The 20,767-nt window shown below is 60.5% G+C and carries 18 protein-coding genes, 1 pseudogene and 2 riboswitches; of the genes and pseudogenes, 14 read left to right on the top strand and 5 right to left on the bottom strand.

What is annotated here, in order from left to right; genetic code table 11:
* Window positions 1-57: 57 nt before the first annotated feature.
* The 4 genes from gcvH to Q9Q94_RS11535 form a co-directional block, all read right to left on the bottom strand.
* Window positions 58-438: a glycine cleavage system protein GcvH gene (gene gcvH, locus Q9Q94_RS11550; RefSeq protein WP_305980210.1), complete on the bottom strand. Its 381-nt coding sequence runs from the start codon at window positions 436-438 to the stop codon at window positions 58-60.
* A 51-nt stretch (window positions 439-489) separates the two neighbouring features.
* The gene (gene gcvT, locus Q9Q94_RS11545; RefSeq protein ID WP_305980209.1) at window positions 490-1,587 is read right to left on the bottom strand and encodes a glycine cleavage system aminomethyltransferase GcvT; all 1,098 of its coding nucleotides are present in this window, start codon (window positions 1,585-1,587) and stop codon (window positions 490-492) included.
* Window positions 1,588-1,634: 47 nt separating this feature from the next.
* Window positions 1,635-1,730: riboswitch (glycine riboswitch) on the bottom strand.
* A riboswitch (glycine riboswitch) is annotated at window positions 1,731-1,829 on the bottom strand.
* Window positions 1,786-1,944: a hypothetical protein gene (locus tag Q9Q94_RS11540; protein ID WP_305980208.1), complete on the bottom strand. Its 159-nt coding sequence runs from the start codon at window positions 1,942-1,944 to the stop codon at window positions 1,786-1,788. Its footprint overlaps the riboswitch before it by 44 nt.
* Before the next feature lie 48 nt (window positions 1,945-1,992).
* Window positions 1,993-2,829, bottom strand: a complete 837-nt coding sequence (locus Q9Q94_RS11535) for a CPBP family intramembrane glutamic endopeptidase (RefSeq protein WP_305980207.1) — start codon at window positions 2,827-2,829, stop codon at window positions 1,993-1,995.
* A 60-nt stretch (window positions 2,830-2,889) separates the two neighbouring features.
* On the opposite strand from Q9Q94_RS11535, the gene Q9Q94_RS11530 reads away from it, so the two are divergent.
* The 14 genes and pseudogenes from Q9Q94_RS11530 to Q9Q94_RS11465 all read left to right on the top strand — a co-directional run bounded on the left by Q9Q94_RS11530 (window position 2,890) and on the right by Q9Q94_RS11465 (window position 18,669).
* Window positions 2,890-3,732 (top strand): 3',5'-nucleoside bisphosphate phosphatase, encoded by an 843-nt coding sequence (locus tag Q9Q94_RS11530; RefSeq protein ID WP_305980206.1) that lies wholly within the window; start codon window positions 2,890-2,892, stop codon window positions 3,730-3,732.
* Window positions 3,733-3,910: 178 nt separating this feature from the next.
* Window positions 3,911-4,534, top strand: coding sequence for an L-threonylcarbamoyladenylate synthase (locus Q9Q94_RS11525; protein ID WP_305980205.1), 624 nt, complete (start codon window positions 3,911-3,913; stop codon window positions 4,532-4,534).
* Between the two features lie 10 nt (window positions 4,535-4,544).
* A complete protein-coding gene (locus tag Q9Q94_RS11520) occupies window positions 4,545-5,195 on the top strand; it encodes a site-2 protease family protein (protein ID WP_305980204.1) in 651 nt (216 codons plus the stop codon).
* The gene (locus Q9Q94_RS11515) at window positions 5,192-6,028 is read left to right on the top strand and encodes a ScpA family protein (protein WP_305980291.1); all 837 of its coding nucleotides are present in this window, start codon (window positions 5,192-5,194) and stop codon (window positions 6,026-6,028) included. Before Q9Q94_RS11520 ends, Q9Q94_RS11515 begins: the two co-directional genes overlap by 4 nt.
* Window positions 6,029-6,056: 28 nt before the next feature.
* Window positions 6,057-6,692 (top strand): SMC-Scp complex subunit ScpB, encoded by a 636-nt coding sequence (scpB, locus tag Q9Q94_RS11510; protein WP_305980290.1) that lies wholly within the window; start codon window positions 6,057-6,059, stop codon window positions 6,690-6,692.
* Window positions 6,604-7,722, top strand: a pseudogene (rluB, locus tag Q9Q94_RS11505) (23S rRNA pseudouridine(2605) synthase RluB); the annotation flags it as partial. The gene scpB and the pseudogene rluB, both read left to right, overlap by 89 nt.
* A 460-nt stretch (window positions 7,723-8,182) precedes the next feature.
* Window positions 8,183-8,611, top strand: a complete 429-nt coding sequence (gene rimP, locus Q9Q94_RS11500) for a ribosome maturation factor RimP (protein ID WP_305980289.1) — start codon at window positions 8,183-8,185, stop codon at window positions 8,609-8,611.
* A gap of 27 nt (window positions 8,612-8,638) precedes the next feature.
* Complete coding sequence (gene nusA, locus Q9Q94_RS11495) at window positions 8,639-10,111, top strand: transcription termination factor NusA (RefSeq protein WP_305980203.1); 1,473 nt, start codon at window positions 8,639-8,641, stop codon at window positions 10,109-10,111.
* Window positions 10,112-10,129: 18 nt separating this feature from the next.
* On the top strand, window positions 10,130-12,913 hold the full coding sequence (infB, locus tag Q9Q94_RS11490; protein WP_305980202.1) for a translation initiation factor IF-2: 2,784 nt from the start codon (window positions 10,130-10,132) through the stop codon (window positions 12,911-12,913).
* A gap of 70 nt (window positions 12,914-12,983) precedes the next feature.
* Window positions 12,984-13,391, top strand: a complete 408-nt coding sequence (gene rbfA / locus Q9Q94_RS11485) for a 30S ribosome-binding factor RbfA (protein WP_305980201.1) — start codon at window positions 12,984-12,986, stop codon at window positions 13,389-13,391.
* On the top strand, window positions 13,388-14,293 hold the full coding sequence (gene truB, locus Q9Q94_RS11480; protein ID WP_305980200.1) for a tRNA pseudouridine(55) synthase TruB: 906 nt from the start codon (window positions 13,388-13,390) through the stop codon (window positions 14,291-14,293). The genes rbfA and truB overlap by 4 nt, the downstream gene beginning before the upstream one ends.
* Window positions 14,294-14,378: 85 nt before the next feature.
* Entirely contained in the window at window positions 14,379-14,648 is a 270-nt protein-coding gene (rpsO, locus tag Q9Q94_RS11475; protein WP_305980199.1) for a 30S ribosomal protein S15, read from the top strand.
* A gap of 225 nt (window positions 14,649-14,873) precedes the next feature.
* A complete protein-coding gene (pnp, locus tag Q9Q94_RS11470; RefSeq protein ID WP_305980198.1) occupies window positions 14,874-16,994 on the top strand; it encodes a polyribonucleotide nucleotidyltransferase in 2,121 nt (706 codons plus the stop codon).
* A 139-nt stretch (window positions 16,995-17,133) separates the two neighbouring features.
* Entirely contained in the window at window positions 17,134-18,669 is a 1,536-nt protein-coding gene (locus tag Q9Q94_RS11465) for a YiiX/YebB-like N1pC/P60 family cysteine hydrolase (protein ID WP_305980197.1), read from the top strand.
* A gap of 203 nt (window positions 18,670-18,872) precedes the next feature.
* Here Q9Q94_RS11465 and Q9Q94_RS11460 read toward each other — a convergent pair whose 3' ends face one another.
* Complete coding sequence (locus Q9Q94_RS11460) at window positions 18,873-20,666, bottom strand: TolC family outer membrane protein (RefSeq protein ID WP_305980196.1); 1,794 nt, start codon at window positions 20,664-20,666, stop codon at window positions 18,873-18,875.
* Between the last annotated feature and the right edge of the window lie 101 nt (window positions 20,667-20,767).

Below are 20,767 nucleotides of genomic sequence, written 5' to 3'. Positions count from 1 at the left end.
GGGTTTTAAAAGTCGCTGGATCCCGGCCTTCGCCGGGATGACGCCAGTTGTGGGACATCAGGCGTCAATCGCTTCTGCGTAACCTGCAGCATCCAGCAGCGCGTCGATGTCGTCCAGGTTTGCCGGCTTGATCTTGAACAGCCAGGCGCCGTAGGGGTCGCTGTTGACGCTGTCCGGCGCGTCGGTGACGGGGGCGTTGGCTTCGATGATCTCGCCGGCGACCGGGGCGTAGATGTCGGAGGCGGCCTTGACCGACTCGACCACGGCGACTTCCTCACCGGCCTTCACCACGCGACCGGCTTCCGGCAGCTCGAGGAAGACGATGTCGCCGAGCGCGCCCTGGGCGTGGTCGGTGATGCCGATGGTCAGGGTGTTGTCGGGTTCCTTGCGGATCCATTCGTGGGATTCGGTGTAGCGCAGGTTGGCGGGGATGCTCATGTCTTGCTCCTTGGATTGATCTTGTTTGGAAATGACGAAGTGGGTAATGAATCAGTTTGCTGCCTGAACCAGAATCTTGCCTTTGCGCACGAAGGACATTTTCGTCACGCGCGCTTTGAGCCGCTTGCCGCGAACTTCAACCTCGACCGTATCGCCCAGCGCTACGCCGACGGGCACGCGGGCGAAGGCGATGGAAGCGTTCATGCTCGGGGCGAAGCTGCCGCTGGTGGTTTCACCGGCGCCGTGCGCGGTGAACACTGGCATGTGGCTGCGCAAAACGCCACGGTCTTCAAGCAGCAGGCCAACAAGTTGTTGCGTGGGTGGATGGGCTTCGAGTGCTGCACGGCCGATGAAGTCGCGGCCGGCGGCGAGATCCACCGTCCAGGCCAGGCCGGATTCCAGCGGGCCGACGCTCTCGTCCATATCCAGCCCGTAGAGGTTCATGCCGGCTTCGAGCCTCAAGGTGTCGCGTGCCCCCAGCCCGATGGGCGCGACGCCCTGGGCGGCCAGCGCGTTCCAGATGTCGAGGGCGCGGCCGGCCGGGAAGATCAGCTCGAAGCCGGACTCGCCGGTGTAGCCGGTGCTGCAGAGCATGAGCTCGCCGAAGCGTGCGGCCTGGAAGTATTTCAGATGCGAGGAAGCCGTTTCGGAACCGGGCAGGGCGGCCCAGACTTTGGCCTGAGCGTTCGGGCCTTGCACGGCGATGATGGCCAGATCGCGGCGCGGGTTGATCGTTACATTCCCGCCGCCGGGCAGTTTGCCAGCCTGCTGGCGCATCCAGGCGACGTCCTTGTCGGCGGTGCCGGCGTTCACCACGATGCGGTAATCATCCGTGGCGAAGAAATACACGATCAGGTCGTCGAGGATGCCAGCGTCTTCACGCAGCATGCAGGAGTACAGCGCCTTGCCCGGTTCGGTCAGCTTGGCGACGTTGTTGGCGAGCAGCTTCTGCAAGAAGGCTTGCGCACCCGCGCCGCTGATGTCGATCGGCAGCATGTGCGAGACATCGAACATGCCGGCGTCGGCGCGGACCTGCTTGTGCTCTTCGAGCTGCGAGCCGTAATGGATGGGCATGTCCCAGCCGGCGAAATCGACGATCCTGGCGCCGGCGGCGAGGTGTGCGGGGTAGAGCGGAGTCTGCTTGGCCATGTTTCTCTCAGGGGCAAATGAAAAAGGGCTGAGAGCACTGTGTGCTTCAGCCCCCATCTGTCCTTGATACCTGAGAGATTGGAAAGCCGTGCTTTCCGTGCCCCTTCGGTGGGTACCCGATGGGTACCACTCTCCAGATTTGTCGTTTTCGTTCGGTCCTTTTGCCTGAGCGTTCCCGGGGGGTTGCGCCTTCGGCGGTCAGCGTCGTTTTGCGATAGCGGACTCTCTCCCGAACGAGCGGCGAATGTAACCTGCCTTGGCGGCGAACTCAAGCAGTGAAAAATACCCTGGATGGCTGCCTGAAGAGGCGCGTGCAGACTTGGCCTGCGTGATGCCTGTCTGGAGAAGCTTGCGCATGGAGGGTCTGCGGATGGGGTGGGCGGAGATGCCCGCTGGATGCGGCTCTCAGGCCAGCGGGCTGTGCAGCAGGGTAAGCGTCAGCGCGTTAAGCGCAAAGTGGGCGCAGATCGCACGCGGCAAGGCATTTTCGCGAGCGGCCATCAGCCCGTAGAAAATGCCGGCCAGGGTGGCCATGGCGGCGAAGGGCAGTCCCCAAGGCAGATGCACCAGACCGAAGAGCAGGGCGCTCAGGCCAACGGCGATGGCGAAGGCTTGCGGGCGAGGCGCCAGTAGCCGCTGCAGGCCACGCTGGAGCAGGCCACGAAAGAAAACCTCTTCGGCAAATACGCTGAGGAAGAGGTTGCCGGCCAGCCAGATCAGGCCGCCCGGCAGCCAGTGCGGATCGATGCGGGCCTGTCCGCTCAGTAGCGCCAGCACTAGAAGAAGTGCGCAGCCCGGCAGCAAGGCCAGCCAGCGCGCGGGGGAGGGCGAAGCCTTGGGTGGAGCCGGCAAGACCCACAGCAGGAGCAGCGCGGCGAGGCCCTTGTCGAGTTGCCACTGCAGAACATGACTGCTGTCGCGGCCGAAGTCTTGCGTCCATAAATAAGGCGTGAAGCCGGGGAGCCAGTGCAGGGCGGCGGCCAGGGCCCACAGGGCGAGCAGACCCAGACCGAGATGGCGCGCCCAGTCCGGGCACGGTGCCGTGGCGAGCCGCAGGCGCAAGAGCAGCAAGGCCGGCAGCAGGGATGCAAGCGCGACGTTCGTCAGCAGACCGGCGCTCAGGGCGAGCGGAATGATCAGCGCACCGAATGCCAGGCTGGCGCGGCGTGCGCGCGGGAACAGGCCCAGCGACAGGGCTGCAAACAGACAACAAAAACTGGCAAGAGAGGCAATCGGATGCATGGCAGGGCGCAGCTTGCGCACAGATCGGCGGAGGGGCAAGGCAGGCGTTAAACTGTAGGGATGAAACCTAGCCTCAATGCCGATCTGCACTGCCACTCCACCGTCTCCGACGGTTTGCTCAGCCCTGTGGACGTGGTTCGGCGCGCCCATGCCAATGGCGTGAACCTGCTCGCCCTGACCGATCACGATGAAACCGGTGGGCTTGCCGCCGCACGTGCCGAAGCCGATGTGCTTGGGCTGCGCTTCGTGAATGGCGTGGAAATTTCGGTATCGGTCGGGGATCAGACCGTGCATATCGTCGGCTTGGGCTTCGATGCTTCGAATGCCGCGCTGCTGGCCGGTCTGCAGCAGGTACGCAGTGGCCGCGACGAGCGCGCGCAGCGCATGAGCGAGGGGCTGGAGAAGATAGGCATCCGTGGCGTGCTGGAAGGCGCGCAACGCTACGTGGGCAATCCGGCGCTGGTCAGCCGGGCGCATTTCGCCCGTTATCTGGTCGAGATCGGAATTGCACGCGACATGCCCAATGTCTTCGATCACTATCTGGTGCGTGGCAAGCCGGGCTTTGTCGAGCATGAGTGGGCGAGTCTGGAAGAGGCTCTGGGCTGGATTCACGGTGCGGGCGGCATTGCGGTGATTGCGCATCCGGGGCGTACGCGCTTGTCCAAGGCCGAAATGCTCAAGCTGTTTGACCAGTTCAAGGCCTTGGGGGGCGAGGCCATCGAAGTAGTGTCCGGCTCGCAGGCGGGTGACGAGGCGCTGGAATACGCCCGCGTGGCGCGGCGTTACGGTTTTCTCGCGTCGCGCGCCTCGGACTTTCACGGCCCCGGCGAAAGCCCGGTGGATCTGGGCAAGGCCGAGATCCTGCCGCCTGACCTGACCCCCGTCTGGGAGCGTTTGGTGTAAGGTGCCGCCTTCCGGGAGCCTCGCAAAACTCTGATTTCGTCGCGATACTGCGTTGCTCAAGAAAAATTGTTCCTGACATATCAAACATATGCGGCGTCCCAATTTTTCTTTCGCGCCTTGTCTTGCTTAGAACGCGAAGTTTTTCGAGGCTCCCTTTTACTGCAAACCGTCCACGACCATGGCCCAGTTTTTTGAAATTCACCCCGAGTACCCGCAGCCGCGCCTGATTCGTCAGGCGGCGGAAATCCTGCGCAAGGGCGGCTTGATTGCCGTGCCAACCGATTGCGCGTATTCACTGGTCGGGCTCACGGGAGATGCGGCCGTGCTGGACCGTATCCGGCGTATCCGTGGCGTCGATGAGCGGCATCATTTCACGCTGATGTGTCGCGATCTGTCGGAAATCGCCAATTTCGCACGCGTGGACAACGCCCAATATCGTCTGCTCAAGGCCACTACGCCTGGTGCCTATACCTTCATTCTGGAAGGCACCAAGGAACTGCCGCGCCGCGTGCTGCACCCCAAGCGCAAGACCATCGGTCTGCGCGTGCCGGAACATCCTGTGGTCAGCGCGCTGCTGGCCGAACTTGGCGAGCCGCTGCTGTCATCGACCCTGCTGCTGCCAGACGAAGACGAGCCGCTCAACGACGTCGACGATATCCGCGAGCGCCTCGACCATCTGGTTGAACTGGTGATTGAGGCTGGTGGTGCTGGCTACGAGGCGACCACCGTGGTGGATCTGACTTCGGGTGCGCCGGAACTGGTCCGCGCGGGCAAGGGCGGGCTGGGGCCGCTGGGCCTGTAAAATGGGCGGCATGCAGAACCTCATCTACGATGTTGCCATCTGGGCAATCCCGGTCGTGCTGGCGATTACCCTGCACGAGGCTGCGCATGGTTACGTGGCGCGCCTGTTTGGCGACCCGACGGCGCATCTGATGGGGCGCATCACGCTGAATCCGCTCAAGCACATTGACCCGCTTGGTACCCTGCTGATTCCGGGCGGCATCGTGTTGATGAATGCGATGACGGGGGCCAGCTTTCCTCCATTCGGCTGGGCCAAGCCGGTGCCGGTGGATTTCGGGCGCTTGCGCAAACCCAAGGCTGACATGCTGTGGGTGGCCGCCGCCGGGCCGGCAAGCAATCTCCTGCAGGCCATCGTGTGGGCGGGCCTGATCGGTTTCCTGATTCGCGTGCAGGCGTCGCTGGACTCTTTCTGGTTTGATCTGGCCAAGCGCGGCATGCAAGTCAATGTGATGCTGATGTTGCTGAACCTGATCCCGATCCCTCCTCTTGATGGCGGCCGGATTGCGGTGAGCTTGCTGCCGATGCGTCAGGCTCTGGTGTGGTCGCGGATTGAGCCTTATGGGTTTTTCATCCTGATAGGTTTGTTGTACGTTCATGTACTCGATTATCTCTACGTGTACGTGGGTATTCCGATCATGCAATTTCTTGTCGGTTGGCTCTGACCGTGGTCGCGGAGGATATCCTGGGGCCCGTGCAGGGCGAGCTGGTGCTTGCCCGTATTCATGGCCAGCCGTTGCTGGAAATGCCGACGGATCTGTACATTCCGCCGGATGCGCTGGAGGTGTTCCTCGATACTTTCGAGGGGCCGCTGGATCTGTTGCTGTACCTGATCCGCCGGGCGAATCTCAACATCCTAGATATTCCGATGGCGCCGCTGACGCTGCAGTACCTGGCTTATGTCGAGGCAATGCGGGCGAGCAATCTTGAGTTGGCGTCCGATTACCTGCTGATGGCCGCGACCCTGCTGGACATCAAGTCGCGCCTGCTTCTGCCCAGACCTCCGCGGGAGAAGGCGGAGGACGGCGAGGAGGATCCGCGGGCCGAACTGGTGCGCCGCTTGATGGAATATGAGCGGATCAAGCGCAGCGCAGCGCTGATCAATTCGATTCCGCGCGTCGAGCGCGATTTCGAATGGGTTACGGTGCATGTGGCAGAGAAGACGGTCGAGCGTCTGCCTGATGTGAGTTTGGTGGATCTGCAGACGGCCTGGCTGACGTTGCTGCAGAGAGCGAAATTGAATCAGCACCACCGCATTCATCGCGAGGAGCTGTCGGTACGCGAACACATGACACAGATCCTGCGCCGGCTGCAAGGTGCCGGGGATGTGGTTTTCGAAGACCTGTTCGAATTGACGCATGGTGTTTCCAGCCTTGTCGTGGGCTTTCTGGCGGTGTTGGAACTGGTGAAGGAGCGTTTGTTGCAGGTGACGCAGAATGCTCCGATGGAAGCGATTTATGTCCGACTCAATGAATCAACAAACCGCGATGCAGCCTGATGGCGAGATAGAACAGACGGACGCTCCGATGACTTCGATCGAGGCGGGGATTGACGTTGCGCTGGCCAAGCAGGTGCTTGAAGCCGCCCTGCTGTCGACGACCGAGCCGGTCAGCAATGCCGTCTTGCGGCGACTGTTCGAACCGGATATCGGTGCAGACATGATTTGCCGCCTGCTCACGGATCTGCAGCAGGATTGGCACGGGCGCAGCGCCGAGCTGGTGCGGCTGGCCAGTGGCTGGCGTTTTCAGACCCGGGCTGATCTGCAGCTGTATCTGGATCGCCTGAAAGAGACCCGTGCGCCACGCTATTCGCGCGCAGTGCTGGAAACCTTGGCCATCATCGTGTATCGTCAGCCCGTTACCCGCGGCGATATAGAAGACATCCGCGGGGTCACGGTATCCAGCCAGATCGTAAAGTTGCTGGAAACCCGCGGTTGGATCGATACGATTGGTCACCGCGACACACCGGGCCGCCCGGCCCTGTATGCCACCACGAAGCAATTCTTGGATGATCTCGGCCTGCGCAGCCTGTCTGAGCTGCCGCCTTTGGCCGAGCTAGAAGGAGTATTGGATCTTGTCGACACCGCCGAAGCCGCGTCGTCCACGCCCGCAGAACAACCCGAACCGTCCGGCACAGCCGGGGGGCAACAGGTCACGCAATAACCGCCCGACGGGCCGTCGTCCGATGGCTGCCGCGCCGTCTGTGCCGGACATCGATTTTGATTCGCCCGACTTCATCGAGGGGGAGCACGATGGCCAGCTGGCTTTCCTGAGCGTCCTCGACAAGCCTGCGCGCCCCGAGTTTGAGGGCGGTAGTGCACGACGTGGCCGCTGGGGCGCAGCTCCGGACGAAATGGCTGGGCGCAAGGGTACAACCGTCATTGATGCGCCGAACGAGCGCATCCAGAAGGTGCTGGCTCAGGCCGGTTACGCTTCTCGCCGCGAACTCGAAGAGTGGATCGTGGCTGGCCGCGTCAGCGTGAACGGAGAGCCGTCTTTTCTTGGTCAGAAGATTGGTCCGGGGGATCGGGTCAAAGTAAATGGCAAGCTGGTGAATCTGCGTTTTGCCGCCGAGCAGCAGAAGCGCGGTTCGCGCGTGCTTGTGTATCACAAGCCTGAAGGTGAGATTGTTTCCAAGGACGACCCGGAAGGCCGGCCGAGCGTGTTTGACCGCCTGCCGGCGATCAACAAGGGGCGCTGGATCGCCATTGGCCGCCTGGATTTCAACACCTCCGGCCTGCTGCTGTTTACCGACGATGGCGAGTTGGCCAACCGCATGATGCACCCGCGCTATGAAATCGAGCGCGAATATGCGGTGCGGTTGATGGGCGAGCTGACCGATGAGCAAAAGCAGCAGCTGACTGACGGAATTGTTCTGGAAGATGGCCCGGCCAAATTCGCGACATTGCGCGATGAAGGTGGAGAAGGTGCCAACCACTGGTATCGCGTAACGCTGTCTGAAGGGCGCAATCGTGAGGTTCGTCGCATGTTCGAGGCGATTGGCCTGACGGTCAGCCGTCTGATGCGGGTACGTTACGGACAGGTTGAATTGCCCAGTCGCCTCAAGCGCGGCATGTATGAAGAAATGCAACCCGAGCAAGTGGCTTTGCTGACCGGCAAGCCGCCCGAGAAACGCCAGCAGCGTCCCGGCGATAAACGTCCGCCGAAGGGGCCGCGCAGTACCCGGCCGCACGTCCGGCAGGCCGAGCCGCGTCCAGAGGGAGTGGCGGCAGGTGAAGGAGCGCGGCCAGAAGGCGCCCGTCAGGGGCGTGGCAGGAATCGTCGGAATGGCAATCGCCCGCGTACGGCTCCGGAGGGGATGCAGGCTGATGCGCCACGTCCCGAAAGTGCTCGTGCAGAAGGTATGCCCGTGGACACGGGGGGCGAGAAACCGGCCGGGGCGCCGCGTCGTCGTCGCCCGCGCGGGCCGCGTCGCAGCAAGCCGGCGACTCCGGAGAACGCATGAAAAAGTGCGGCACGGGACGGAAAATCGTCTCGTGCTGCTCGTTCAGACAGGTCTTGGCATGCTGTGGCGATTTACTGTAGTGGCGCAGCGTGCTAGAATCCATGTGTTTTGTTGATTCCGGTCGGGCTGTTCCCGGCTTGGGTGATCGAGATGGGCTTTGTGCCCATTTTTTATTTGTGGCGCCGGAATGGATCTAGTACAGGTAGTGGAGCAGACGCTCAGTGGTATGGGCTATGAGCTGGTTGATGTCGAGATGTCCCCGAAAGGGCGGCTTCTGCGCATTTTTATCGATATCGAACGTGGCATCAATGTGGATGATTGCTCCATTGTGAGCAGGCAGCTGCAGCATGTGTTCGAGGTTGAACAGTTCGACTATGACCGCCTGGAAATTTCTTCGCCGGGGCTGGATCGCCCGCTCAAGAAAGCTGCGGATTTTGAGCGTTTTGCGGGCCAGCAGGCTCAGGTTCGGCTCCGTTTGCCGATTGGTAATCAACGCAATTTTGCAGGGGTTCTGGGTGGCTTGCGCGATGGCGCAGTGTTGCTGCAGGCCGAAAAAGGTGAGCTCGCTTTGCCACTGGATCAAGTGGAAAAAGCGCGCCTGGTTCCGAAATTTTGATGAATTCGCTTTCAGGGGATTGAAACAATGAGCCGCGAAGTTTTGCTGCTTGTCGATGCACTGGCACGTGAGAAAAACGTTGCCAAGGATATCGTCTTTATGGCGCTGGAGATGGCGCTGGCTTCTGCCACCAAGAAGCGGATTCACGATGAAGCTGACGTGCGAGTGTCTATCAATCGCGAGACGGGGGACTATGAGTCCTACCGGCGCTGGTTGGTGATGCTGGATGCTGAAGTTGAGAACGATGAAGCCCAGATGGGCTTGATTGATGCTCGCGAGCAGTTTCCGGACATCGAGGTTGGTGAGTACGTGGAAGAACCGTTGGAGCCGATCGATTTTGGTCGTATCGGCGCTCAGGCCGCCAAGCAGGTGATCCTGCAGAAAATCCGTGATGCGGAGCGCGAACAGATCCTGAATGACTTCCTGGATCGTGGCGAGCATCTGGCGACAGGTAGTGTCAAACGCATGGAGCGTGGCAATGCCATTGTCGAAGTTGGTCGTCTGGAAGCTGTTTTGCCGCGTGATCAGCAGATTCCTAAAGAAAATCTGCGCGTGGGCGATCGCGTGCGTGCTTATCTGTTGCGTGTTGATCGCGGTGCCCGCGGTCCGCAGCTGATTCTTTCGCGTAGCGCCCCGGATTTCATTTCCCGTCTCTTCGAACTCGAAGTGCCGGAGATGGAGGATGGTCTGCTGGAGATCAAGGCTGCAGCACGTGACCCTGGCATGCGCGCCAAGATTGCGGTCAAGGCCAATGATGCCCGTATCGATCCGATCGGAACCTGCGTCGGCTTGCGTGGCTCCCGCGTGACGGCCGTGCGTAACGAGCTGGGTGGCGAGAACGTGGATATCGTGCTGTGGTCCCCTGAGCCAGCACAATTCGTGATTAACGCGCTTGCTCCGGCAGAGGTCAGCTCGATTGTTGTGGATGAAGAAACCCACAGCATGGATGTGGTGGTGGATGAGAGCAATCTGGCCATGGCAATTGGCCGTGGCGGCCAGAACGTCAAGCTCGCGACCGAGCTGACGGGCTGGAATATCAATCTGATGACCGAAGCTGCGGCGGCACAGAAGAGCGAAGAAGAACAGGGGCGTCTGCGCGCGCTGTTCTGCGAGAAGCTTGATGTGGATGACGAAGTCGCCGACATCCTGATCGAGGAAGGTTTTTCCTCGCTGGAAGAGGTTGCCTATGTGCCAATCGCTGAAATGCTTGAAATTGAGGCTTTCGACGAAGATACGGTCAATGAATTGCGTCAGCGTGCCCGTAACGTGTTGCTGACCGAAGCCATCGTGAACGAGGAGCAACTTGAAGGTGTTGCCGATGACCTGCTCAGTCTCGATGGAATGGAAAAAGCGCTGGCAGCCAAGCTGGCTCAAGGGGGCGTGAAAACCCGCGACGATCTGGCTGATCTTGCGGTGGATGAACTGGTGGAACTCGGCGGTATCGATGAAGCCCGTGCCAAGGATCTGATTACCAAGGCGCGTGCGCACTGGTTCGAGTAAGCGGGGAGAGAGCACACAATGGCGCAAATGAGCGTGGCGGAGTTTGCCACGGAACTGAAAATGCCGACCCCGGCGCTGCTCGAGCAATTCGAGAAAGCCGGTGTGGCAAAGTCTGGTCCGAGTGATGCAGTCAGTGAGCAGGACAAGGCTCGACTGCTGGAGTACCTGCGCAAGTCGCATGGTGAAACAACCGGCAAGTCCAAGATTACCCTGACGCGTAAGCAGACGACCGAGATCAAGGCGGCTGATGCGACGGGTAAGGCTCGTACGATTCAGGTGGAAGTGCGCAAAAAGCGGACTTTTGTCAAACGCGACGAATCCGAAGGAACGTCCGAAGTGGTCTCGGAGGAGTTGGAGCCCGCTACAGCAGAATTTGTCGCTGAGGAATCAATGGAGATTCCGGTTGCTGTTGAGCCGGAAGTGGTGCTTGAGGTGGTTCCTGAACCTGAGCCTGAGCCGATCATCCAGCCCGAGCCGGTCATTGAGCCGGAACCGATTGTCGAACCTGAACCGGTCATTGAGCCGGAGCCTGTTCCTGAGCCGGAAGCGGTGATTGCGCCAGAGGTTAAAGAGCCTGCTCCCGTGGTTGAGGCCGCCCCGAGAGTGGAGACCGCTCGCGAACGTGAGGAGCGTCGGCATCGCGAGTTGCTGGCGCATCAGGCCGCAGAAAAGCGGGCCAAGGAAGCGCAGATCGTCGCTCGCAAGCTGGCGGAGGAAGTTGCTGCTCGCAAGGCCGTGGAAGCCAAGGCCAAGGCCGAGGCGGACGCCGCTGCGGCTGCAGCAGCCAAGGCCAAGAGCGAGAGCGCTCGCAAGGACGGCACTCTCCATAAACCGGCCAAAGCCGCTGAGGCGCCCAAGAAGTCTGCACAGCCTGCGCGTGCGCCTGGTTGGCAGGATGACGCCAAGAAACGTGGCGCTGCACTCAAGACCCGTGGTGACACTGCTGGCGGCGCCGGCGGTTGGCGCGGTGGTCCGCGTGGCGGTTCGCGTCATGGCGGGCGTCATGGCGGTGATACGGGAACCCAATTCCAGGTCCCGACTGAGCCGGTCGTCCGTGAAGTGCATGTGCCGGAAACCATTTCAGTCTCTGATCTTGCCCACAAAATGGCCGTGAAGGCGACTGAAGTCATCAAGAAAATGATGATGCTGGGCCAGATGGTGACCATCAATCAGGTGCTTGATCAGGAAACCGCGATGATCATCGTGGAGGAAATGGGGCATCAGGCGGTGGCGGCCAAGCTCGATGATCCGGAAGCATTCCTGATCGAGGGTGAGAGCAAGGATGTCAAACAGGAGCATCGCGCGCCGGTTGTGACCATCATGGGTCACGTCGACCATGGCAAGACCTCGCTGCTTGACTACATCCGTCGCACCAAGGTTGCTGCGGGCGAGGCTGGCGGTATTACCCAGCACATCGGGGCTTACCATGTGGAAACTCCGCGTGGAATGATCTGTTTCCTGGATACGCCAGGTCACGAAGCCTTTACCGCAATGCGTGCCCGTGGCGCCAAGGCCACCGATATCGTGATTCTGGTTGTGGCTGCCGATGACGGCGTAATGCCGCAGACCAAGGAAGCCATCCATCACGCCAAAGCGGCAGGGGTACCCATTGTTGTTGCGGTGAACAAGATCGACAAGCCAGAAGCCAACCCTGAGCGCGTCAAGCAGGAGCTGGTTGCTGAAGGCGTGGTGCCGGAAGAGTATGGTGGTGATTCGCCGTTCTGCCCGGTGTCCGCGAAGACGGGCGCAGGCATTGACGAGATGCTTGAAAACATCCTGCTGCAAGCCGAGGTGCTGGAACTGACGGCGGCGGTTGATGCGCCGGCCAAGGGTTTGATCATTGAAGCGCGCCTCGACAAGGGGCGTGGTCCGGTGGCGACCATGCTGGTACAGAGCGGCACCTTGCGGCGTGGGGATGTTGTGTTGGCAGGCGCAGCCTTCGGTAAGGTGCGTGCGATGCTGGACGAGAACGGCAAGCCGATCAATGAGGCGGGGCCTTCCATTCCGGTGGAAATCCTTGGTCTTTCTGAAGTCCCGTCGGCCGGTGATGAAGTCATGGGGATGACTGACGAGCGCAAGGCGCGTGAAATTGCCCTGTTCCGGCAGGGTAAATACCGTGACGTGAAACTGGCCAAGCAGCAGGCGGCCAAGCTCGAAACCCTGATGGATCAGATGAAGGAAGGCGAAGTCAAGTCGCTGCACCTGATCGTCAAGGCTGACGTGCAGGGTTCGCAGGAGGCGCTGGTGCAGTCCTTGCAGAAACTGTCTACCGACGAAGTCCGGGTCAATGTGATCCATGCGGCGGTGGGGGGCATTTCCGAGTCCGACGTCAATCTGGCGCAGGCTTCGCAGGCTGTCATCATTGGCTTCAATACGCGTGCTGACGCCAACTCGCGCAAGCTGGCCGAGAATTTCGGTGTCGATATCCGCTACTACAACATCATTTATGATGCTGTGGATGAGGTTAAGTCTGCTTTGTCTGGCATGCTGGCGCCCGAAAAACGCGAACAGATCATTGGTTCGGTCGAGATTCGGCAGGTTATCGTCATCTCCAAGGTCGGGACCATCGCGGGTTGTTATGTGCTGGACGGTATCGTCAAGCGCAATTCGCGAGTTCGTCTGCTGCGCAATAACGTCGTCCAGTTTGATGGCGAACTTGAATCGCTCAAGCGGTTCAAGGATGACGTCAAAGAGGTCAAGGCAAATTACGAGTGTGGTTTGTCACTGAAGAACTACAACGATGTGCAGGAAGGTGATCAACTGGAAGTCTATGAAATCCAGGAAATCGCTCGCAGCCTGTAAGTGTTGTTGACGGCAGTAGTGCCAACGGGCCCTGTGGGGCCCGTTTGCGTTACATGCTCAGGAGAATGGAATGCCTAAAGAGTTTTCACGCGGAGCCCGGGTGGCCGAGCAAATCAAGCGCGAGCTTGCTGAATTGATCCGGCTTGAAGTGAAGGACCCGCGAGTGGGTTTCATTTCTCTGACGGATGTTGAGCTGACTCCAGACTATGCGCATGCCAAGGTTTTCTTCACCTCCATGTATGGGGAGGAGGGGCTGGACGAGATTCTGGCCGGGTTGAACAGGGCCAGTGGTTTCCTGCGCCGTGAGTTGCGTCGCAGGGTGCGTGTTCATACCACGCCAGAGTTGCACTTTGCATATGACCGTTCCGTTGTGGAAGGCAGTCGTCTTTCAGCACTGATTGACAAAGCCGTTGCAGAAGACAAGGCTTTGCGCGGCGATGATGATGCGCCAGATGCAACGGAAGAGCCGCAGGCATGAGCCAGCCGCCGGTTCGCAAACGCTGGCAGATCGTCGATGGCGTGCTTCTGCTCGACAAGCCGGGTGGTTTGAGTTCCAACGATGCGTTGCAGAAGGCACGGCGGCTGTTTTCGGCGGCCAAGGCTGGGCATACCGGCACGCTGGATCCGATGGCTACCGGGCTTTTGCCTCTGTGCTTTGGCGAAGCTACGAAATTTTCTAATCGGCTGCTTGAGGCGGACAAGACCTACGTGGCTACTCTGCGTCTTGGTGTGACTACGACGACTGGGGATGCTGAAGGCGCCGTGCTCGAGGAGCGTCCGGTCAGTGTTGACGCTGCTGCCATTCGTGCTGCGTGTGCCGGCTTTCTTGGCGAAATCGAGCAGGTGCCTCCGATGTATTCGGCACTCAAACATCAGGGCAAAGCTCTGTATGAGTATGCGCGCCAGGGGGTTGAAATCGAGCGTGCGGCACGCCAGGTTACGATTCATTCACTGAACGTAACGAAGGTGGATGGCGTTGCGGTGGATGTCGTCGTGCGCTGCAGTAAAGGTACGTATATCCGGACTCTGGCTGAGGACATCGGTGTGGTTCTGGGCTGTGGTGCCCACTTGACCGCTCTTCGGCGCACTTCGATTGGCAGTCTGGATATTGGGGATGCTTTAAGTCTGGAGCAGATTGCCGCGATTGCCGAGGATGCACGCCGCCCCTTGCTGGCAGAACCGGATGCGTTGCTGGCCCATCTGCCGGCAGTTCTGCTGGATGCCGAAGCGCGCCGTGTATTTCTGCATGGGCAGACGGTGCCGGTCGCAGCTGCGCCAGGCGAGGCGCGGGTTTATGGTCCGGAGTTCCTGGGGCTTGGACTGGTTGCGGCAGACGGCAGTATCAAGCCGGTGCGGCTGATCGCGTTTGCAGGCAACTGACACAGATTAAGCGCTTGTGTTTGGCGCTGATTTTCCCGTATAATCGCGGGCTTACCAAAAGCACAAACCTGAAGAGATACAAAGAATGACTATTGCTACCGCACAAAAGGCGCAGATCGTTGCTGATTTTCAGCGTGCTCCGGGTGATACCGGTTCTCCTGAAGTTCAGGTTGCGCTCCTGACCGCCCGCATCAATGGTCTGACCGACCACTTCAAGGCCAACGTCAAGGATCACCATTCCCGTCGTGGTCTGCTCATGATGGTGAGCCAGCGTCGCAAGCTGCTGGACTACTACAAGAGCAAGAACCTGCAGGGTTACCGTGCCCTGATCGAGCGTCTCGGCCTGCGCAAGTAATGCAGTTTGGGGTTTGCTCGCAGCGCGGAGGAATTCTGCGCTGAGATCAGAAAAGCCGGCGGGCCGAAGGGGCTTGGCCGGCTTTGTCTTAACTGTGCCCCCGGACTCGCGCAGCTCGTGGCTGCTCTGCCACACCATTTTCATTCAGTAGTGTCTGTCTTGCCCACTGCATGATGCAGTCGGGAAAATCGCTTCGTGTGAAGCGCATCCAGAAAGGATAAATCCGTGCCTACCGCAATCAAGAAAAGCTTCCAGTACGGCCAGCATACCGTGACCCTTGAAACCGGCGAGATGGCTCGCCAGGCTCACGGCGCTGTCATCTGCACCATCGACGATACCGTGGTGCTCGCCACTGTCGTTGCCGCCAAAGATCCCAAGCCCGGCCAGGATTTCTTCCCGCTGACCGTTGATTACATGGAGAAGTTCTACGCTGCCGGTCGTATCCCGGGGGGCTTCTTCAAGCGCGAAGGTCGTCCGACCGAGAAGGAAACGCTGACCTCGCGTCTGATCGACCGTCCGATTCGCCCCCTGTTCCCGGACGGTTACTACAACGAAGTGCAGGTCGTGGCGACCGTGCTGTCGCAGAACCCGGAAGTGGATGGCGACATCCCGGCGATGATTGCTGCTTCCGCTGCACTGGCCATTTCCGGCGTGCCTTTCAACGGCCCGATTGGTGCAGCCCGCGTGGGTTACATCGATGGTCAGTACATTCTGAACCCCACCACCACCCAACTGGCCAGCAGCCAGATGGATCTGGTCGTGGCCGGTACCGAAGTCGGCGTGCTGATGGTTGAGTCCGAAGCCCTGCAACTGTCTGAAGAAATCATGCTGGGTGCTGTAGTGTTCGGTCACCAGCAGATCCAGACAGCCATTCAGGCCATCAATGAACTGGTCGAAGTCGCTGGCAAGCCGGAAGTCGAATTCGTCGCCCCGGCCAAGAACGAAGCCCTGATCGCCAAGGTCAAGGAAGTTGCCCAGGCTGATCTGGAAGCCGCGTTCAGCACCACCAGCAAGTCCGTGCGCAGCGGTCTGCTGAAGGATGCCACCAAGAAGGCCGTCACGGCTCTGGTGACCGGCGAAGAAGGTGCGCCGAAGGAAAACGAAGTCAAGAACGTGATCTTCGAACTGGAATCCGCGATTGTCCGCAACCGCATTCTGGACGGTCAGCCGCGTATTGACGGTCGCGATACCCGCACCGTGCGCCCGATCAGCATTCGCACTGGCGTGCTGCCGCGTACCCACGGCTCGGCCCTGTTTACCCGTGGCGAAACTCAGGCGCTGGTCGTGACCACGCTGGGCACCGGCCGCGATGAGCAGATCATCGACGCCATCGCTGGTGAGTACAAGGAGCGTTACATGCTCCACTACAACTTCCCGCCGTACTCGGTTGGCGAAACCGGCCGCGTCGGTGCGCCGAAGCGTCGCGAAATCGGCCACGGCCGTCTGGCCAAGCGCGCCATTGCGGCTGTGCTGCCGGATGCCAAGGAATTTGGCTACACCATCCGCGTCGTGTCGGAAATCATGGAGTCCAACGGTTCTTCCTCGATGGCTTCGGTGTGCGGCGGTTCGCTGTCGCTGATGGATGCTGGCGTGCCGCTGAAGGCGCCGGTGGCCGGTATCGCCATGGGCCTGATCAAGGACGGCGGTCGTTTCGCCGTGCTGACCGACATCCTCGGCGATGAAGATCACCTTGGCGACATGGACTTCAAGGTAGCCGGTACCCGTGAAGGCGTGACTGCGCTGCAGATGGACCTGAAGATCGACTCGATCTCCCCGGCCATCATGAACAAGGCGCTGGATCAGGCCAAGGAAGGCCGTCTGCACATCCTCGAAAAGATGGATGAAGCACTGAACGGCACCAAGGAACTGTCTGCCTTCGCTCCGCGCATGACCTCGTTCAAGATCAACCCCGAGAAGATCCGTGATGTGATCGGCAAGGGCGGCGCCGTGATCCGTGCGCTGACCGAAGAAACCGGCTGCGTCATCGATATTCAGGACGACGGCACTGTCACCATCTCGTCGGTGGATCAGGCCAAGTCCGACGAATGCAAGCGTCGTATCGATCAGATCACTGCCGAAGTTGAAATCGGCAAGGTCTACGAAGGTCCGGTGCTGCGCATTCTGGACTTCGGTGCGATCGTGAACATCATGCCGGGCCGTGACGGTCTGTTGCATGTATCGCAAATCGCCAAGGAGCGCGTCAACAACGTGGGCGACTACCTCAAGGAAGGTCAGGTCGTGCGCGTGAAGGTGCTCGAGACCGACGAAAAAGGTCGCGTCAAGCTGTCGATGAAAGCACTGCTGACCGAAGAGGCTCCGGCCGCTCCGGCACCGGCAGCCGAGTAATCGGAAGCTGCTGCAACAAAAAAGGACGCTGCGGCGTCCTTTTTTGTTGCCCTGCTTCATCTCCGTCTGCCTGGGCGGCAATGCTGCGCTGCACTCGATGTGGCACAATCCGGTCGAAATTCCCCGGGAGAGTCTGAGCATGTCTGTGGTCTTGCGTCGTACCCTGTGTGTTGCCCTGTTGTTGGTCAGCAGCCTCAGTCAGGCCGGTCTTCTGCCAACGGACGTTATGGCGCCGAAAGCCTGTCAGGCTCACCTGCAGGAGTTCCATGCTGCGGCAGGCCTGGAGGCGCGTCAGGTGGCCATGCGGGATGAGTTGCAGGCCTATACGCGGCTGGCTGAGGAATCCTTGGCCATGCGTGCGCGGGCGATTGCGCTCTATCAGCACTTGCAGGAGCGCATGAAGCGCAAGGAGCCTTTCAGCGGACGCGACATGCAGCGCCTGAACGAAGGTTCTGCAGAGTTGCTGAGCCAGCGTGCCGCCTTGCTCCAGATCGCCGAAGCTCACGAATGCTGGCTGGAGGGCAGCAACGCGGATGTCCGTGCGGAGCAGGAGCTGCGGGCTGCGGGAGTCAGCATGTCCTTGTCGGCTGCCTTGCTTCTTTACGACAACTATCTGACGGCGATTTCGCTGTATCGCGACAACGCAGCCCTGCGTCAGCAACTCAACAAATCAGATGCCACGCTGGCGCGCAAAACCGGCGAGCTCAATGCGATTGCCGAGGGCTTCACCTCGGCGGACAAGCGCCGTCGCGTGCGTCGCGCGATCAACTGGTATGAGCAGCAGGCACGTCCCCTGGGGAGCGTGCCGCTGGAAGGGTATGCCTATGTTGCCCAGCTGATCGAGCAAAGTCCTTCACTGAAAATGGTGCGCAGTGCTTCACCGGTGCGTTATATCGGACGGCATGCCGAGCTGTTCGGCCTGATCACGCTGGATTCGTTGCGTGGTGTGGGGCGCGAAGGCAGCAATCTTTCCAGCCTGTTGTTTGGCAACACGGTCGGTCTGGTCGAGATGCGCCGGGGCAAGCTCTATGAGCGCCCGGAAATTCAGGGCACTGTCACACGGGCCTTGCAGGCCGGCGATATCCTGCTTGAGAAAACCCCGTTTCGCCTGACCGACAATTTCATTCCGGGACATTGGGGGCATGCCGCGATCTGGGTGGGGACGGAAGGTGAATTGCGCGATCTGGGCATCTGGGAGCACCCGCTGGTGCGGCCTCATCAGCAACAGGTGCGCGAGGGGCGCGGGGTGATCGAGGCGCTGCGCTCGGGGGTCGAGATGAATACCGCACGGCATTTCCTGAATGTCGATGACCTCGCCGTCCTGCGTCATGCCGCACTTGAACCGACCGCGCGCGCCGGCATCGTGCTGCAAGCCTTCAGTCATGTGGGCAAGCCATACGACTTCAATTTCGATGTCGAAAGCACGGATCGGATCTTCTGCTCCAAACTGGTCTATCTGGCTTATGGCGATCTGGACTGGCCAACCTCACGCATGCTCGGGCGCGTCACCATCAGCCCGGACAACGTCGCCCAGCGTGCCATCGGCAGTGGCCCGCTGAACGTGGCGCTGCTCTACCACGATGGCGCCGAAGTGCCGGTCAATAATGCCCGCTCGCGCATGGAGCAACTGCTGCAGCCGCAGAAGCAGGCGCGCTTGTCCAGTCTCATCCGGTAGGCTGTTCGGAGAGCCGCATGTGGCGGGCCTCTTCAGCAGGTCTTCCAGCAGAGCAAGGGTCGGCGTACCTGAGCGGGCAGGGTACCTGAAGAGGCCCGCTGGAATCGGGTCTTCAGGTCATGGCATGGCGCGGGTCTGATGATTGCTGCTGTTATTGCCATCAAAAAAGGCGCCTGCGGGCGCCTTTTTTGCCGTCTGGCCGATCAACTGGCCGAGGATTTTTTCGGTGCAATTTCCTGGATGATTTTCCAGCCCGTCGTTTCGTGTTTGAGTACGAGGCGCTTGGTGATGTCGTCCTTGAAATCCGACGAGCGATAGCGTTGCTTGAAATTCACTTCGCAGCTATCCGCCGACAGTTGTTTGATTTCCAGATTCTTCAGCTCGACTGAAATGTTCTCCTTTTCCAAGCGCTGGGCGCGGAAACTGCGCCAGTCTTCGCGGTCTGTACGGGTCAGAGGCTGGAAATTGTCGGAGTAGTAGCCCAGGTATTTCTTCAGATCCCTGGCAGACCAGGCGGCCGCCCAGTCATGTGCGGCAAATTCACACTGCTGGGGCAGCGTCGGTGCGGCCGCTGCAGGAGCCTGCGGTGCCGGCACGGGAGGTTTGAGCGTCGGGCGTGAGGCCATTGCGCCAGCCAGATCGAGTTCGACAGGTGGCGGCATGTCCGGACTGCACTGGGCCACCGTGTCTTGCAGCTCGCCTTCGTCGGTATCCGGCGTAGCGGCGCTGGCAGGAGCCAGCCCCAGACCCGGCAGCAGGCGGTGGGTGACTGCGAGCACCTGATATTCGGCCTGTTTCAGGTCGTACTGGGCATTGGTGTAAGCGCGGCGGGCCTGAAACAGCTCGTTTTCCGTGTCGAGTAGATCAAGCAGGGTGCGCTGGCCGATGTCGAATTGCTGGCGGTATGCGTCGCGGGCTTTTTCGGTGGAAATCAGGTGCTGGTTCAGATAGCGCAGTTGCTCACGCTGTTTGCGCACGTTGTTGACCGCGATCGTGGTGGTCTGACGGATGTCGCGACAGGATTTCTCGCGCCCGTCGATGGCTGCGTTGTACAGCTCCTTGGCCTGCTGGATGCGGGCGCTGTCGGCACCGCCACGATACAGGTTGTAGTTCATGACGATCTGGGCCACACCATTCTGGTAATTGCCATCAACGCCGGAACGGTTGCGTTCGACGCCAGTGGAGGCGCGGAATTCAACGGTCGGTGCATTGGCGGCGCGGCGCACGTCGGTCTGGGCGCGGGCCGAGCGCAGATTGGACACTGCGGCCATGAAGCCGGGGTTGTTGCGCAGGGCTTCGGTGAGCACTTGCTTGTCTTCAGGCATCTGCTTGGTCAGGTCGGGCGCTTCGGCGAGGACCGGCGGAGCCTCGCCGACGATACGCTCGAAGCGGGCGCCAACGTCATGCAGATTGCTGGTGTCCGTGAGCCAGTTGGACTGGGCCAGGGCCAGACGCCCTCCCGCCTGCTCCAAATCGACGCGACGGCCGACACCAGCTTGCACGCGAGTGCTGATCTGATCGTACAACTCTTTGTGAATGGCCCAGTTGTCCTTGGCCAGCTCCGATTGCTGGCGATAGCGTTGCACGTCCAGATAGGCGCGGGCTGATTCGTAAGCAATGTCGTCGGCTGTTTGCAGCAGCTCGTAATAGCGCGTGGCCTTGGCGAAGCCCAGACGCTTGATGTCGTTGCGGGTCGCGCCGCCATCGAACAGCAATTGGCGCAGCTGCAGGGCGGCGCCCGGGTGGTTGAAGTAGTTGCTGCTGCCGGGCGCCGGATCATAGCGCTCACGACCGGCATAGCCCTCCAGATCCAGACGCGGACGCAGGCCGCCGCGAGCGGCTTGCTGTTCGTTGCTGGAGGCGTTGTATTCGTGCAGGCGAAGCTGGACATCGGGACTGCGGGCCAAGGCGCGTTCGGTGACTTCATTGAGCGTCGCAGCGTGCAGATTGCTGCCGATCAGAGCCAGGGAGAAAGCGAGCGTCTTGTATGCGTGCATAGGGTGAAATCCTGTTCCGGGCCTGCCTTATATGTGCGGGGCAGGGGTTCAGTGGTTCTTGTTGGTGCCGATAGTTATCGAGGGGGCCGGACTGGAATCAA

The sequence above is a fragment of the Uliginosibacterium sp. 31-16 genome (assembly GCF_030730865.1).
In the GTDB taxonomy this organism is placed as follows: Bacteria; Pseudomonadota; Gammaproteobacteria; order Burkholderiales; family Rhodocyclaceae; genus Uliginosibacterium.
Note: the sequence above shows the minus strand (reverse complement) of the source record. Positions and strands in the feature narration are given on the sequence as shown.